The sequence below is a fragment of the Streptomyces shenzhenensis genome, from assembly GCF_003688995.1.
Lineage (GTDB): Bacteria > Actinomycetota > Actinomycetes > Streptomycetales > Streptomycetaceae > Streptomyces > Streptomyces shenzhenensis_A.
Window position 1 is genome coordinate 61705 of the sequence record NZ_PENI01000007.1, and the last position, 15201, is coordinate 76905.

Annotated in this window: 11 protein-coding genes and 2 pseudogenes; 9 read left to right on the forward strand and 4 right to left on the reverse strand. The window is 72.3% G+C overall.

Going from position 1 to position 15201, the window contains the following annotated elements:
* The first annotated feature begins 15 nt into the window (after positions 1-15).
* The 3 genes and pseudogenes from CTZ28_RS13830 to CTZ28_RS48210 form a co-directional block, all read left to right on the forward strand.
* Positions 16-1251: an MFS transporter gene (locus CTZ28_RS13830; protein ID WP_121889657.1), complete on the forward strand. Its 1236-nt coding sequence runs from the start codon at positions 16-18 to the stop codon at positions 1249-1251.
* 106 nt (positions 1252-1357) lie between these two features.
* Complete coding sequence (locus tag CTZ28_RS13835; protein WP_121889658.1) at positions 1358-3643, forward strand: exo-beta-d-1,3/1,6-glucosidase; 2286 nt, start codon at positions 1358-1360, stop codon at positions 3641-3643.
* Positions 3644-3783: 140 nt separating this feature from the next.
* Positions 3784-3966, forward strand: a pseudogene (locus CTZ28_RS48210) (hypothetical protein); the annotation flags it as partial.
* Between the two features lie 211 nt (positions 3967-4177).
* Here CTZ28_RS48210 and CTZ28_RS13845 read toward each other — a convergent pair.
* A complete protein-coding gene (locus CTZ28_RS13845; protein ID WP_259471626.1) occupies positions 4178-4699 on the reverse strand; it encodes a MarR family winged helix-turn-helix transcriptional regulator in 522 nt (173 codons plus the stop codon).
* 212 nt (positions 4700-4911) lie between these two features.
* Between CTZ28_RS13845 and CTZ28_RS13850 the strand changes: the two genes are divergently transcribed.
* A complete protein-coding gene (locus CTZ28_RS13850; RefSeq protein ID WP_121889659.1) occupies positions 4912-5985 on the forward strand; it encodes an alkene reductase in 1074 nt (357 codons plus the stop codon).
* A gap of 198 nt (positions 5986-6183) precedes the next feature.
* On the forward strand, positions 6184-7284 hold the full coding sequence (locus CTZ28_RS13855; RefSeq protein WP_147481146.1) for an alpha/beta hydrolase family protein: 1101 nt from the start codon (positions 6184-6186) through the stop codon (positions 7282-7284).
* Positions 7285-7330: 46 nt separating this feature from the next.
* Here CTZ28_RS13855 and CTZ28_RS13860 read toward each other — a convergent pair whose 3' ends face one another.
* On the reverse strand, positions 7331-9151 hold the full coding sequence (locus tag CTZ28_RS13860; RefSeq protein WP_398655964.1) for an acetolactate synthase large subunit: 1821 nt from the start codon (positions 9149-9151) through the stop codon (positions 7331-7333).
* Between the two features lie 315 nt (positions 9152-9466).
* On the opposite strand from CTZ28_RS13860, the pseudogene CTZ28_RS48215 reads away from it, so the two are divergent.
* A pseudogene (locus CTZ28_RS48215) lies at positions 9467-9649 on the forward strand (sugar phosphate isomerase/epimerase); the annotation flags it as partial.
* A gap of 182 nt (positions 9650-9831) precedes the next feature.
* Here CTZ28_RS48215 and CTZ28_RS13870 read toward each other — a convergent pair.
* On the reverse strand, positions 9832-10701 hold the full coding sequence (locus CTZ28_RS13870) for an alpha/beta fold hydrolase (protein WP_121889662.1): 870 nt from the start codon (positions 10699-10701) through the stop codon (positions 9832-9834).
* A 276-nt stretch (positions 10702-10977) separates the two neighbouring features.
* Here CTZ28_RS13870 and CTZ28_RS13875 point away from each other — a divergent pair, with 276 nt between their 5' ends.
* Positions 10978-11490: a CGNR zinc finger domain-containing protein gene (locus tag CTZ28_RS13875; protein ID WP_121889663.1), complete on the forward strand. Its 513-nt coding sequence runs from the start codon at positions 10978-10980 to the stop codon at positions 11488-11490.
* 110 nt (positions 11491-11600) lie between these two features.
* Here the strand turns inward: CTZ28_RS13875 and CTZ28_RS13880 are convergent, their stop codons facing one another.
* A complete protein-coding gene (locus CTZ28_RS13880; protein ID WP_121889664.1) occupies positions 11601-12374 on the reverse strand; it encodes a class I SAM-dependent methyltransferase in 774 nt (257 codons plus the stop codon).
* 308 nt (positions 12375-12682) lie between these two features.
* Between CTZ28_RS13880 and CTZ28_RS13885 the strand changes: the two genes are divergently transcribed.
* Complete coding sequence (locus CTZ28_RS13885) at positions 12683-13783, forward strand: LLM class flavin-dependent oxidoreductase (RefSeq protein WP_121889665.1); 1101 nt, start codon at positions 12683-12685, stop codon at positions 13781-13783.
* A complete protein-coding gene (locus CTZ28_RS13890) occupies positions 13780-15180 on the forward strand; it encodes an NtaA/DmoA family FMN-dependent monooxygenase (protein ID WP_121889666.1) in 1401 nt (466 codons plus the stop codon). The genes CTZ28_RS13885 and CTZ28_RS13890 overlap by 4 nt, the downstream gene beginning before the upstream one ends.
* Positions 15181-15201: the final 21 nt, after the last annotated feature.

Genomic DNA, 15201 nt, shown 5'->3' on the forward strand with positions numbered 1-15201 from the left:
CCGAGGAGAGACGTGATGGCCGAGCCGGCCAGGAAGCAGCCGCACCCGGCCCTCGAACCGGTACGCGCCGCCGCGACGGCCACGTACGCCGCGTTCATCGGGTGCGGTTTCGGCCCGGCCACCTATCTCTCGCGCCTCGCCGAGGTACGCGAGCACCTCCACCTGAGCACGGGCAGGCTCGGCATGATTCTCCTGGCCACCGCCGCGGGTGCGCTGTGCTTCAGACCGCTGGCGGGCCGGGTGATCAGGCGGCTGGGGCAACGGAGAACGGTGGCCGTCTGCTCCGTGATGGCCGGCGCCGGGCAGGTGCTGCTGGGAGCCGGTGATGTGGCGGGAGTCGCGGTGGTGGTGCTGGGGCTGGCGGTGGTGGGCTTCGCCGGCGCGGGCTGGGACGTCGCCATGAACGTCCAGGGCACCCGGGTGGAGCGGGAGTTCGGGCGCTCCGTGATGCCGCGGTTCCACGCCGCGTACAGCATGGGCACCGTCGGCGGGGCGTCGATCGGCGTCCTCATGGTGCTCGCCGGGGTGCCGGTGGCCGCTCATCTGCTGGTCACCGGGGTCCTCACCGCCGTCGTGATGCCCCTCGCGGTACGCCGCTTCCTGCCGGACGCGGTGCATGAGCCCGACTCCCCGGCGGACCGGCGGGGCGGGCATCGGCCGCAGAGCTTCTGGCGAGAGCCCCGCACCGTGCTCATCGGCCTGTTCGTGCTCGCCTTCGGCTTCGGGGAGGGCGCGGGGAGCGACTGGATCGGTGTCAGCGTCGTGGACGGCTATCACGGACAGGCCGTCGTGGGCACGGCCGCCTTCGCGACCTTCCTGCTCTCCACGACGGTGACCCGCTGGTTCGGCGGCGGGCTGCTCGACCGGTTCGGCCGGGTCGCCGTGCTGCGCGCGTCCTCGGCCGTCGCCGCGACCGGTCTGGTGCTGTTCGTCTCGGGGCTCGGACTGCCCACGGCCTTCGCGGGCGTCGCCCTGTGGGGTACGGGCATCGCGTTCGGCTATCCCGTCGGGATGAGTGCCGCGGCGGACGATCCCCGGTACGCCGCGCAGCGCGTCGCGGTCGCCTCCACCATCGGCAAGGTCTCCTCGTTCGCCGGACCGCCGCTGCTCGGCCTGCTCGGTGACCGCCTCGGGCTGCTGCACACGCTGCTCGTGGTGGCCGCCCTTCAGCTGGTGGCCTGCGCGATCGCCGCCGTGACCCGGCCGCCGGCCGTCGCCCCGGCGGCGGCGCCGGCGCTGAAGAGCGCCTGAACCCGGCCTGCCCGCACCGCCCCCGTATCCGCCGTCAGATCCGCGTCTGTATCCGAATACCCGTATCCGCCTCCACCCGTCTCCGCCTCACGGACAGGACCACCACATGACCGACCTCCCTTACCGCGATCCCGCACTGCCCGTTCCCGCACGGGTCGACGACCTGGTGGCGCGCATGACGCTGCCGGAGAAGGTCGGACAGATGCTCCAGCTCAACGCGAAGGACGGTGTCACCCGTCTCATCGAGGACCTGCACGTCGGGTCGGTCCTCCACGCGTCGCCGGAACGCCTCGTCCAGGCCATGGATCTCGCCGAGGGCACCCGCCTCGGCATCCCTCTGCTGATCGGCGAGGACTGCATCCACGGGCACTCCTTCTGGCCCGGCGCCACCATCTACCCCACCCAGCTGGGCATGGCCGCGTCCTGGGACCCGGGGCTGGTGGAGCGCGTCGCGCGCGCGAGCGCCGTCGAGATCTCCACCACCGGCGTGCACTGGACCTTCTCCCCCGTGGTGTGCATCGCCCGGGATCTGCGCTGGGGACGGGTGGGCGAGACCTTCGGTGAAGACCCGTACCTGCTGGGCGAGTTCGCCTCCGCCATGGTGCGCGGATACCAGGGCGACGGCCTGGCCGACCCCACCGCCGTCCTCGCCTGCGCCAAACACTTCGCCGGCTACTCCGAGACCCAGGGCGGACGCGACGCGAGCGAGGCCGACCTCAGCCGCCGCAAGCTGCGCTCCTGGTTCCTGCCGCCCTTCGAACGCGTCGCACGTGAGGGCTGCCGCACCTTCATGATCGGATACCAGTCGATCGACGGCGTCCCCATCACCGTGAACCAGTGGCTGCTGCGTGAGGTCCTGCGCGACGAGTGGAACTACACGGGCACCCTCGTCACCGACTGGGACAACGTCGGCCGCATGGTGTGGGAACAGCAGGTGTGCGCCGACCACACCGAGGCCGCGGCGCGGGCCGTGCGCGCGGGGAACGACATCATCATGACCACTCCGCAGTTCTTCGAGGGCGCTCAGGAGGCCGTGGCCCGCGGGCAGTTGACGGAGGACGAGATCGACGCGGCCGTACGGCGCATCCTGACGCTGAAGTTCGAACTCGGGCTCTTCGAGAATCCGCGCCGGCCCGACCCGGCGCGCCAGGCCGTGTCCATCGCGTCCTCCGAACACGCCGCGTTGAACCTGGAGATGGCGCGCCGCAGCCTCGTCCTCCTCGCCAACGACGGCACGCTTCCCCTTCTCGACGAGGCGACGGCCGATGTCTCGGGGCGGGCCGTGGCCCCTGCCGGGGCCGCCCCGCGGCGCATCGCCGTGATCGGTCCCAACGCGGACGCGCCCGATGCGCAACTCGGTGACTGGGCCGGTGCGTCCGGGCAGGCCGACTGGCTGCCGGACGGCCATCCGCGGCAGCTGACGGAGACCGTTCTGAACGGTCTGCGGGCGGTTGTCCCGGCCGGCTGGTCGGTCAGCCACGCGCGTGGCTGCCGCATCGCGGAGTTCGTACCCGATCCGCGGGGGCCGCTGCTGCCCGACGGGCAGCCCGCCGCGGACATCGTCGTACCCGCCCGGCCCGACCCGGCCCTGCTGCGGGACGCCGTCGCCACCGCCGAGCAGGCCGATCTCGTCGTCGCGGTCGTCGGCGACACCATCGGCCTGATCGGTGAGACCCGTTCCACCGCCACCCTGGAGCTGGTCGGCGGCCAGACGGAGCTGCTCGACTCCCTCGCGGCCACCGGGAAACCCATGGTCGTCGTGGTGATCAGCTCCAAGCCGCAGGTCCTGCCGCCGTCGGCCGTCGACGCGGCAGCGCTCGTCCAGGCGTTCAACCCGGGCATGCGCGGCGGGCGCGCCATCGCGGAACTCCTCCTCGGTCTGATCGAGCCCAGCGGCCGCCTCCCGCTCACGGTTCCGCGGCACGTCGGCCAGCAGCCCGTGTACTACAACCAGATCCGCGGCCAGCACGGTGACCGCTATGCCGACCTGACGCAGGACCCGCTGTTCGCGTTCGGTGAGGGGCTCACGTACACCGACATCGCCTACTCGGACCTGCGGATCCACACGCCGCAGGTCGGCCCCGGCGACGACGTGCGGGCGACGGTCACCCTCGCCAACACCGGCCGGCGGCCCGCCCAGGAGACCGTCCAGATCTATATCCGCGACCTGGTCACCTCGGTGACCTGGGCCGACAAGGAGCTCAAGGCCCATCGGCAGGTCGAACTGCGGCCCGGCGAGAGCGTCGACGTGGACATCGTCCTGCCCGCCGCCGTGTGCACCCTCGTCACCGCGGACGGGCGCCGCGTCGTGGAGCCCGGCTCGTTCGACCTCCTGGTCGGCTCCTCGTCCCGCGACCGCGACCTGCTGAGGGAACGGTTCACGATCGGCTAGGACAAGCAGCGCGACGGCAATGACAGATGCTGCCGCTGCCCGTCGCCGTACGCCCGGCCCTGCCCGGGTACGCCTTCATATCCTGGAACGGGCTGTTCACCGCGCCGGCGCAACTCGGCCCGCTCCTGGTCGGCATCGTGGTCGGGAGCATCGCCGTCGGTCTGCACCCGACCGCGCTGTACGCCAGAGGCGGGGCGGTGTTCGTCACCGACACCGCCACCAACGACAGGTCGGTCATCAACACCGCCGACGACGAGGTCGTACAGACCATCGCCACCCAGCCGTGGCCGGAGGCGCCGGCCGGCTACGAGCCCGACGCGGTGCGTCGTCGGAGTCCGACGGCTGACCCGGCCTCACCACACCCCGGGCCCCTGGCCGGCAACGCCACCGGCCAGGGGCCCTCTGTGTCCCGGCGATCCGGCGGAGCGCCCTCGTCCCCCGCGCCGGAGCGAAGCGGGCAGGGGAGCGGGCGAAGTGAAGCCGTAGCCGGCGCCGAGGCCCTGGACCGGCCCGAACGGACCCCGGACTCGTCGGCTACGCGAGGGGCGGCTGGCGCTCGACCGCCCGGCTCAGGCTGTCCTCGATGCGGGCCAGGACGCGGATCGTGTTTTCCTGCTCGTCCGCGCTCAGTCCGGCGGCGACACTGTCTTCGAGCTCGGCCCAGACCTCTTCCACTTCCTTGCGCAGCGCGAGGCTGGCCGTGGTGGGTTCGATGATGGTGGCGCGCCTGTCGGTCTCGCTGGGCCGCCGACGGACGAAGCCCGCGTTCTCCAGCCGCTTGACCGTACGGGTCATGGTGGCCGCGTCCGAGCCCAGCAGACGGACGAGGTCGGTCTGTCGCTGCGGGCCGAGATCCCACAGCTGCATCATGACGAGCTCCTGCCCGGGGTGCAGCCCCACCCGGCGCAGGAGTTGACCGGCCAGCATCCGGTGCAGGCGGGCCACACGGAAGATCGCATGGGTCATGGCCCCTGCCTTGACCGAGGGCGGCAGCGGCGGACGCGCCACGTCCGCGGGGGTGCCCTCGGGCGAGGCGACGCCCGGATCCTTCGACACGTCGTTCACGGCCCCTCGTGTCAGTCATTGTTCGAACAAGGACACTGTACCGCCACCCGCTCCTCCATTCCGGACGAAGCTTCTTCAGCGACGGAGCACGTGAAGGTGACATGGATCACACGCCATCAGGAATCCATCAAGGTATTTACTTGTTCGGACAGGCAATGGCATCGCATGGTGCCGCGCAACCGAATCCGGACAGGAACCCGACCATGACTACGGCCTTCGCCCCTTACGATCTCGGCGGCATCCGCCTGGCCAACCGCATCGTGATGGCCCCCATGACCCGCAGCCGCGCCTATGGACCCGGGAAGAGCCCGACGGATCTGATGGCCACCTACTACGCGCAGCGTGCGAGCGCCGGCCTGATCGTCACGGAGGGCACACAGCCGTCGGCGGTGGGCCAGGGCTACCCCGACACCCCCGGCATCCACTCCGACGAGCAGGTCACGGCCTGGCGCAAGGTCACCGATGCCGTGCACGCCGAGGGCGGCGTGATCTTCCTTCAGCTGATGCACACCGGCCGGGTCGGGCATCCGAGCCTCACGGGCCGCACACCGGTCGGCCCCTCCGCGGTCACGGCCACGGGCCAGGTCTACACGCACGAGGGACCGCAGGACTTCGTCACCCCGGACGAGCTGACGGAGACGGAGATCGCGCAGACCATCGCCGACTTCGCCACCGCAGCGCGCAACGCCGTCCGGGCAAGCTTCGACGGCGTCGAACTGCACGGCGCCAACGGCTACTTGATCCATCAGTTCCTCGCACCGAACTCCAACCGGCGCACCGATGCCTGGGGCGGCAGCCCGCAGCGGCGGATCCGATTCGCCGTCGAGTCCGCGAAGGCCGTGGCCGAAGCCATCGGCGGGGACAAGGTCGGCTTCCGTGTCTCGCCCGGCAACCCCTACAACGACATCGACGAGAGCGATCGAGCGGACATGGAGGCCACCTACACCGCCCTCGTGGACGCGCTCGCCCCGCTCGGCCTGGCCTACCTGCACCAGATGGAGGCAGCCGGGATCCGCGACCTCGTCACGCGGCTGCGCAAGGCATGGCCGGGCACCTTCGTGCTCAACCCCTTCACCGGCCCCGAGCCCACCGGCCCCGGCGCACTGGCCCTCATCGAGGACGGGACCGCCGATCTGATCGCCTACGGCGCCCTCTTCCTCGCCAACCCCGACCTGCCCGCGCGTCTCACCGCCGGGGGCCCCTTCAACACCCCTGACCGCGCCACCTCTTTCGGCGGCGACCACCAGGGTTACACCGACTACCCCGCCCTCGGCTGACCCGGTCACCGCGGGTGCCCGCCCCCGGCAAGCACCCGCGGCGCAACCGTGTTCGCCTCCGCGGAGCTGGGCGTCCGACCGCATCGGACCCAACCAAGTGCCGTGCTGTGTCGTCTGGTACGGGTGGTGGGACATGTTCCGCCGCGGGGCGCCGCGCCATGGCGGCCGTCCGCGAGGTCCGAGGGCAGGAGAGCCAGGATGAAGCGACGTATACGTGTGCACGCGAGGGCGCGGGGGTCCGTGGGCGGGGCGCTGCTCGCCGCGCTGCTGCTGGGCGCGGGCCTCACGGGCACGAGCGGGGTGGCTGCCGCGGCCGACGCGGGTCCCGCGGGGCGGACCGCGACCGTGACCGAGTCCTACGACCTGGGCGACACGGCGTTCGCCGACCCCGTCAGCGGCACGGTCAGCGAGATCCGTGCGGTGGTGCACCGTCCCGGCCGGGTGAGCGGCCGGCTGCCGCTGGTGGTGCTCTCCCACGGCTCCTGGTACGCGTGCACCGACCCGGCCGCCACGGCCTGGCCCTGCGAGCGAGGGCGGCCGTACCCCAGTTACCGGGGCTACGACTACCTCGGTCAGGCCCTCGCCGAGCGCGGTTTCGTGGTCGTGTCGCTCAGCGCGGACGGCATCAACATGACGTCCTTCGACTACGGGGACCGCGCCCGGCTCATCAACGAGCATCTGCGGCTGTGGCAACAGCTCTCCTCGGGCGGTGGAGTTCTCGCCCGGAGCCTGCCCGCGCTGCGCGGGCACGTGGACATGCGGCGCGTCGGGACCGTCGGGCACTCGCGGGGCGGCAAGGGCGTGATGTGGCAGGCGTCGGACAAGCACCAGGACGAGGTTCCGGGCGGTGTCCGCCTGGGCGCCGTACTCGCCCTGGCGCCGGTGAAGTTCGACGGGCCGGAGGGGGACAACAGCGACACCCTCGTCACCCGCACGCCCGTCGCCGTCGTGACCTCCGGCTGCGACGGCGCCGTGGGCGAGGCGGGCCAGGAGTACCTGGACGACGTCGAGGGGCGCACCACCGAACCCGCGTACTCGGTCTCGCTGCGCGACGGGAACCACAACTTCTACAACACGCAGTGGACCCCGCCCACCGCGCTCGGCGAGGACGACAGCACCTGCCCCGGCCGCGGCCTCGGCCCCGCGACCCAGCAGAACGCGCTGACCGCGTACGCCACCGCCTTCTTCGACCAGCACCTCAAGGGCGACGCCACGGGCGAGGCCCTCCTGACGGGCGAGCGTGCCCTGCCGGGTGTGGCCGCCACGACTCGCGTGGTCCGGCCGGCAGCCGGCCGCTGACACCGGCACCACGAGCGGAGGGCCACAGCACACCGCAGCGCCCTGTTCAGTCGGCCGTGTCCCAGAGCGGGGCGGTGCTGCGGGCGACGCGGATGTCGTCGTTGGAGGCTCCGGCGGCGATCATCGGCCAGACCATCTCCTGTTGATTCACGACGAAGTCCACGACGACGGGGGCGTCGTCGATCTCCATGGCCCTGTGGATGGTGGTGTCGAGATCCGCGGCGCGGTCGCAGCGCAGGCCGACGCCGCCGTAGGCCTCCCCCATGGCGGCGAAGTCGGGGAGGTGGCGGGTGGCGCAGTCGGTGCCGAAGTGGCGGTCGTCGAAGAACAGGGACTGCAACTGGCGGACCATGCCGAGTCCGGCGTTGTTGATCACCGCGACCTTGATGGGAATGCCCTCGACGGCGCAGGTGGCCAGGGTGCGGCAGGTCATCTGGAAGCAGCCGTCGCCGTCGACGGCCCACACGGTGGTGTCGGGCCGCGCCAGCTTGGCGCCCATCGCGGCGGGCAGCGCGTATCCCATGGTGCCCGCGCCACCGGAGTTCAGGAAGGAACGAGGACGTTCCAGCGGGAGGTAGTGGCTGGCCCACATCTGGTGCTGGCCGACCCCGGAGACGTACACGGCGTCGGGGCCGGCCAGTTGCCCGATCCGCTCGATGACCTGCTGCGGGGCGAGCGAGCCGTCACCGGGTGTCTCGTAGGTCATCGGATGGGCGTCGCGCCATGCCTCGATGGTGTCCCACCAGCGGGTGGCGGGCGCCCAGGGCGTCCGCTCGGCGAGCCGGCGGACCGTGTCGATGAGGCCGGTGAGCACCTCGCGTGCGTCGCCCACGATGGGGATGTCGACCCGGCGGTTCTTGCCGATCTCCGCCGGGTCGATGTCGGCGTGCACGATCTTCGCGTGCCGGGCGAACGTCGTGGGGTCGCCGGTGACACGGTCGTCGAAGCGGGCGCCCACCGCGAGGACCAGGTCGGCATGTTGCAGGGCGGCGACCGCGGGAACCGTGCCGTGCATGCCCGGCATCCCCAGATGCCGGCGATGGCTCGCCGGGAACGCGCCGCGCGCCATGAGCGTGGTGACCACGGGTACGCCCGTGAGCTCGACGAAGTGCGTCAGTTCCGCGGCGGCTTCGGCCTTGACGACACCGCCGCCCGCGTACAGCACCGGCCGTCGAGCCGTGCGCAGCGCCTCGGCCGCCTGGCGGAGGCGCTGCGGGTGGGGGCGCGGCGTGGGTTTCAGACCCGGCAGGTCGATGCGCTCGGGCCGCGTATACGGCGCCCGCTCCTGAAGGACGTCCTTCGGGATGTCGACCAGGACCGGACCGGGGCGTCCGGTGGTGGCGACGTGAAAGGCTTCCGCGATCGTGCGCGGAATGTCCCGTGCGGTGCGCACCAGCCAGTTGTGCTTGGTGATGCTCCGTGTGATGCCGCAGATGTCGGCTTCCTGGAAGGAGTCGGTGCCCAGCAGATGGCGGGCCGCCTGACCGGTGACCGCGACCACGGGCACCGAGTCCATCGCGGCGTCGGCCAGGGCCGTCACCAGGTTTGTCGCGCCGGGCCCTGATGTCGCCAGGCACACCCCCGGCCGTCCCGTCGCGCTCGCGTAGCCGGCGGCCGCGTGTCCGGCGTCCTGCTCGTGCCGCACCAGGATGTGGCGCAGTCGTGTCGAGTCCATCAACGGGTCGTAGGCGGGCAGGATGTTCCCGCCCGGCATCCCGAACAGGATCTCGACTCCCGCCTCTTCCAGGGCCCGGACCAGAATCCGGGCACCGGTCATCGCCTCGGTCACGTCATCTTCCCCATACGTGTGCGGTGTTCGCGCGCGTGCCGCGGGCCCGGTGGGCCCGCCGGTGTCGCGTCGCTCGATGTGGACGGCTCTCACCGCGCCGAGAGAGGCGGATCGCGTGCGGATCGGGCGACGCGACGGAGAGCCGGAGAAAGGAACCGCACGAGGGTCGACTCGCAGCAGTGACGTCGGAAACCACCGGTGCCCCGTGATACAGGGGCCTGCCGGCGTTTCCGCAGGTTCCGTTTCCGCACTATAGCCGCCCGCGGCGCCTGTCCGGGAACGGGTTAAGCGTCCGCGCCGCTTATGCCGCCCGATCCGGACCGCCGGTCCACCTGCCCGGCCGGGACGCCCATGGCGCAGCGGTCGTTGCCCGCGAGGAGCAGACGGCCGGTCTCGATGCCGGACGAGACCGGGCGGCAGGCCGCCGTCCGCTGCGGGAAGCGGATGACCGAGGTCACCGCGGTCACCGCCGCCCTCGAACGTCCGCTGATGGACTCGGAGTTCGACGGCCGCCCCAGACGTGCCGCCGCGAGCGGGGCCGCGTTCTGGCGCTCGCCGGAGAAGCTGCCGCCGCTCGCGCCCCTGGGGATCATCGCCCCGGCAGCCGCGTGGCCACGCCTCGCGCAGGCAACCGTTTCGTGTCGCCCGCCACGACCGGCAGTTGCTGCGGGGCCTCGCGGGCCGGCCGCGTCCGGAGTTCGGGATGTCCCGGGCACCGGGCGGGTGGGGCTGAGGGGGGCGGTGAACGGAGCCGTCCGTCAGGCCAGGGCGCGGCCGAGGAAGTCGCGGATGTACTCGGTGATGGTCTCCAGGTGGCTCTCCAGGGCGAAGTGTCCGGACTCGACCAGGTGGATCTCGGCAGCGGGCAGGTCCCGGCGGAAGGCCTCCGCACCCGCGGGACCGAAGATCTCGTCGTTCGCGCCCCACACGGCGAGCAGCGGGACCCGGGAGTCGCGGAAGTACTGGTGGACCTGCGGATAGAGGTCCACGTTGGTGGGGTAGTCGCGGAAGAGCCTGAGCTGGATCTCGTCGTTGCCCGGCCGGTCCAGCAGCGCCTGGTCGTGGACCCAGTTGTCGGGGCTGACCAGGCTGGGGTCGGCGACGCCGTTGACGTACTGCCAGCGGGTGATCTCGGGCGTCAGGGCGCCGCGCATGGAAGCCTCGGTCTCCGGTCCGGGCGCCTCGGCGTAGGCGAAGACACCGTCCCAGAAGGGCTTGACGAAGCCTTCCTCGTAGCCGTTGCCGTTCTGCGTGATGATCGCGGTGATGCGTTCCGGGTCCTTGAGCGCGAGCCGCCAGCCGATGGGGGCGCCGTAGTCCTGTACGTACATCGCGAACCGGTCGATGCCCAGGTGCTGAAGCAGACCGGAGGTGATGTCGGTGAGGGCGTCGAAGGTGTACGGGAAGTCCCGCAGGGCGGGCATCGCGGACTGGCCGAACCCGATGTGGTCCGGGGCGATCACGTGGTAGCGGTCGGCCAGGGCCGGGATCAGGTGGCGGAACATGTGGGAGCTGGTCGGGAAGCCGTGGAGGAGGACGACCGCGGGTGCCTTCGGGTCGCCGGCCTCCCGATAGAAGACGTCGAGGCCGTCGATCGTGGTGGTGCGGTGGTGTACGGCGGGAGCCATATCCCTAACCCTTCTATCAATTTTGATCGGTTACACAGCCCAGTCGAGCATGCCGACACTAACCTGTCAAGATGGATTCAATGGTTAGGTTGCCCGAGGGGGCGGCTGGGCCACGCCCGGGCGGACGGGCCGTCGCCCTCACTCCAGCGTCCGCCCGCGAAGGGTCACGGGCCAGCGCGGCGGCATGCCGTGGACCCGGCGTGCGCTCCGCCGCCGGTTGCGGCGAACCCGTTCGGGTAACCTGTCAAGCGATCTGATCAGGTTAGGAGGTGCGCAGTGGCCGATCAGGAGCGGCAGGACGTGCTGTTGGAGCTCCTCAACACCACGCCGGTGGTGGGCGGGGCCGTCCAGGACCTGCTCGCGGACCCGGAGGCGGCCGAGGTCTGGCAGCGTGCGCACGGCGGACGCGGCACCGCGGAGGAACGGCGCCACCTCGTGCGGGCGCGCGACGCCCTCCAGGCCGTGGTGCGCGGCAGCGGTCCGGCCTCGTCCCTGTCCCCTGTCATCGAGGACGTCACCTCGCGCCCGCGGCTCTCCCCCGCCGGGGTGTCCTGGGAGATCGACGTCCCCGCGGACCGCCGGATGGCGGTGGACGCGGTGCTGGCCTGGAGCGCGTTGCAGGAGACGATGCCCGGCCGCCTGCGGCCGTGCGCCAACGAGGAGTGCCGGCGGTTCCTCATCGACCGCAGCAAGACCAACAAGGGCCGCTGGTGCTCGATGGCCGTCTGCGGCAACAGGATGAAGGCCAGACGCCACTATCAGCGCACACGCGACGCCACGGCGGAGTGACGCGGCGCGGACTGCGCACCGGGGGCACGGTGTGTGCCCCCGGTCGCCGAGGGCACGGCACGGGGAGCCGGTGGCGCAGCCAGGCGTCCGGGACAACGCCGTACGTCCCCCTACCCGTTGCTCCCCGCGACGAGCAGGCGGTAGCCGTAGTCGACGGCGTCCCGGTCGAGCAGATCCGCGTGCCGGCGCCGCCAGGCTCCCGAGGCCAGGTCCGCGCGCAGTCTCGCGACCGCCGGTTCGACCACGGACGCGGGAAGGTGGGCGAACGTGGAACTGGCCTGCCGGATGACGGGGTCGAGGTAGCGTTCCGGGCGCCGCCAGTAGGCGGCCTGGAAGCCGTCCGTGAAGTCGTGCGGGATGGCGAACGGCAGGACGGTGTGCGCGTCGAGTGCTTCCACCACGTCCGACAGCGGCGTGAAGCGGGCGTGATCGAGCCGCCGGATCTCGGGCAGGTACTCCTCGATCAGCCAGAGCTCGGGCAGATGCTGAGGGTCCCAGGTGAAGACGGCCTGCCGGCGGGAGACGCGCCGCAGTTCGCCGAGGCCACGACGCGGGTCGGGCCAGTGGTGGACGGTCATCACCGCCATCGCGGCATCGAACGCGCCGTCCACGAAAGGCAGTTCCTCCGCGCCGGCCAGGATCTTCCGGTGGCCGGGATGCTGGTCGAGCATGATCCGTGAGGGGTCCACCGCGGTGACGTCGGCGTCGTCCGGCTCGTAGGAACCGGCGCCCGCACCGACGTTGACGACCGTACGGGCCCCGGCCAGGGCCTCCTGGATCAGCGCGGCCAGGCGTGGGTCGGGGCGGCGGACATGGTGGTAGCCGATGCCGATCCGGTCGTAGGCGGCGCTCGCCGGGGCTCCCCCGGCCGTGGAAGCAGTCATGTGCTGGATCTCATCATGGGGAGCCTGCGCCCCGTGCACAGCCGGCGCCCTTGACACACGCACCGGCCGACGTCTTACGTTGGCCCTGCATGTTCCGGACGGGTGGAGGCACTCGATGCGCGTATCTGGCGTGGCACCGTGGGGCGCCGGCACGGGTATGCGTCTGATCACCCGAAGGCATGTCGACTACTGCCGCACCTCCTCCGCGGTCTGTCCTTCCGCACACATCTGACCCCGCCGGCCCGCACCGCCGGCCGTCTCGTCGTGGCCTTGCGCCCGCCTGCCCCGTGTTCCCGGAAGGATCACTCATGCCCGGCTCCGCCCTGCACCTCGCCGTCGAACTCGACGGCGACGGCGCCCATCCCGCGGCCTGGCGCCGCGCCGCCCACTCCCCCGACCAGCTCCTCACCCCGCACCGGGTGGCCCACGTCGCCGCCGTGGCCGAGAACGCCGGGTTCACCCTGATCACCCTGGACGACGGCGTGCTGCCGCCCGGTGCCTCGCCCGATCCGGTGGGCCGCATCGGCGCGGTGGAGCGGGCGGCCTTCGTCGCCGCGTCCACGAGCACCATCGGTATCGCCCCCGTCGTACCGGTCACCTACGCCGAACCCTTCCATGTCGCGGGGCAGTTGGCGTCCCTGGACCATCTCTCCGCGGGCCGGGCCGGCTGGGTGGTGGCGGAGGAGGACCGGCCCGCGGCGGCCCGCGCCTGGGGGCGTCCCCCGGTCGGCGACGCCACCGCGCGGGCCCGGGAGTCCCGTGACGGCGTGACGGTGGCCCGCGCCCTGTGGGACTCGTGGGAGGACGACGCCGTCATCCGCTCCGTGGCCACCAGCCGCTACCTCGACCGCGACCGGCTCCACTACATCGACTTCACCGGAGAGACGTACGCGGTCAAGGGCCCGGCGATCGTGCCGCGGCCGCCCCAGGGGCAGCTCGTCGTCCTGGGCCACCCCGACGCGGTGCCCGCGGCCCTGCTCGATGTCGCGCTGGTCGCGGGCCGCGACCGTGCGACGGTCGCCGCCGCCGCGTCCGCCGCCGGCACCCCGCTCGTCTTCGCCGAGGTCGAGGTCGCGCTGGACACGCCGGACGCCACCGGCGCCGAGCGCCTCGCCGACCTGGAGCGACACGCGCCGTGGGCCGACCGCGGCCGGCTGCGCCACACCGGCCCGGCCAGCCGGCTGGCGGCCCTCCTCGACGAGTTGAGCACGGTCGTCGACGGCGTACGGCTGCATCCACTGGTACTGGACGAGGACCTGCCCGTCCTCTCCCGACTCGTACTCCCCGCGCTCACCGAGCGACGCCTCGTCGCCCGCCCGCTGCCCGGCACGTCCCTGCGCTCGGCCCTGGGTCTGCAGCGCCCCGCAAGCCGCTATACCGTCGCGGCCACCCAGGAGGAAGCCCGATGACCCGCACCGACCCCCTCGACGTCCCCCGGCCGCACGCCCGGCTGCACCTGGGTGTGTTCTTCCAGGGCGTCAACCACTGGACCGTCTGGTCCGCCCCCGAGAGCGGCTCCCAGATCGACCCCGCCTCCTTCCGCCGAGTCGCCCGGACCGCCGAACGGGGGCTGTTCGACGCGTTCTTCCTCGGCGAGGGGCTGCGGCTGCGCGAGGTCGACGGCCGGATCCACGATCTCGATGTGGCCGGACGCCCGGACGCCCTCACCCAGCTCGCCGCGCTGGCCGCCGTCACCCGCCGGATCGGCCTGGTCTCCACCTCCAACGCCACCTTCAACGAACCCGCCGATCTCGCCCGCCGCCTGTCCGGCCTCGACCTGCTCTCCGCGGGCCGCGCCGGCTGGAACGTGGTGACCACGGACAACGCCTGGACCGGCGCGAACTTCCGCCGGGGCGGCTATCTCGACCACGCCGACCGCTATCGGCGCGCCGAGGAGTTCCTCACCGTGGCCCGCGCCCTCTGGGACGGCTGGGAGGACGGTGCCGTCGCCGGTTCCGCGGGCGCCCCCGCGTGGTCGGCGCCCACCGCCGTACGTCAGGTGCGCCACCGCGGACCGCAGTTCGACATCGACCTCGCCCCGACCCTGCCGCGCAGCGCCCAGGGCCACCCCGTCATCTTCCAGGCCGGGGACTCCGGCGAGGGCCGCGACTTCGCCGCCCGCAACGCCGATGTCATCTTCTCCGCGCACGGCTCGGACTTCGACGACGCGCTCGCCTTCGCCGAGGACATCCGGCGCCGGCTGCGGGCCGTGGGACGGCCCGACGACGACCTGCGCATCCTGCCCGGCACGGAGATCATCCTCGGCGCCACCGAGGCGGAGGCGCTGGAGAAGAAGCGCTGGATCCGGCTGCAACAGGTCACCCCCGCCACCGCGTTGGGGATCGCCGGACTGCTGTGGGGCATCGACCTCGCCGACCACGACGCCGACGGCCCGCTGCCGAAGGAGGATCCGGTCATCACCGACAACGACGGCTCCTTCGGCGCGCGGCGCATCGCCGACCCCCGTGCGGTGGTGGCCGAGTGGCGTGCGAAGGCGGCGGCGCACGGCTGGTCGCTGCGCGAGACAGTGATCGCGCTCGGCCCCCAGCGCGGCCACGTGGGCACCCCGTCCGCTCTCGCCAACAAGTTCGCCCACTTCGTGCGGCACGGCGCGATCGACGGTTTCAACATCACGCCGTACCTGATCCCGCACGGCCTCGACGACATCGTCGACCTGCTCGTCCCGGAGTTGCAGGAGCGCGGCGTGTACCGCACCGAGTACACCGGTACGACGCTGCGCTCCCACCTCGGGCTGCGCGAACCCCTCACCCACCGGTCCGCGGCGCACAGGCAGCAGGCGGGCTGACCACTCCGGGCGCCGCCGGAC

Coding starts and splice junctions, on each gene's coding strand:
- CTZ28_RS13830 (WP_121889657.1), top strand. CDS start 16: ATGGCCGAGCCGGCCAGGAAGCAGCCGCACCCGGCCCTCGAACCGGTA.
- CTZ28_RS13835 (WP_121889658.1), top strand. CDS start 1,358: ATGACCGACCTCCCTTACCGCGATCCCGCACTGCCCGTTCCCGCACGG.
- CTZ28_RS13850 (WP_121889659.1), top strand. CDS start 4,912: ATGACTACGGCCTTCGCCCCTTACGATCTCGGCGGCATCCGCCTGGCC.
- CTZ28_RS13855 (WP_147481146.1), top strand. CDS start 6,184: ATGAAGCGACGTATACGTGTGCACGCGAGGGCGCGGGGGTCCGTGGGC.
- CTZ28_RS13870 (WP_121889662.1), bottom strand. CDS start 10,701: ATGGCTCCCGCCGTACACCACCGCACCACCACGATCGACGGCCTCGAC.
- CTZ28_RS13880 (WP_121889664.1), bottom strand. CDS start 12,374: ATGACTGCTTCCACGGCCGGGGGAGCCCCGGCGAGCGCCGCCTACGAC.
- CTZ28_RS13885 (WP_121889665.1), top strand. CDS start 12,683: ATGCCCGGCTCCGCCCTGCACCTCGCCGTCGAACTCGACGGCGACGGC.
- CTZ28_RS13890 (WP_121889666.1), top strand. CDS start 13,780: ATGACCCGCACCGACCCCCTCGACGTCCCCCGGCCGCACGCCCGGCTG.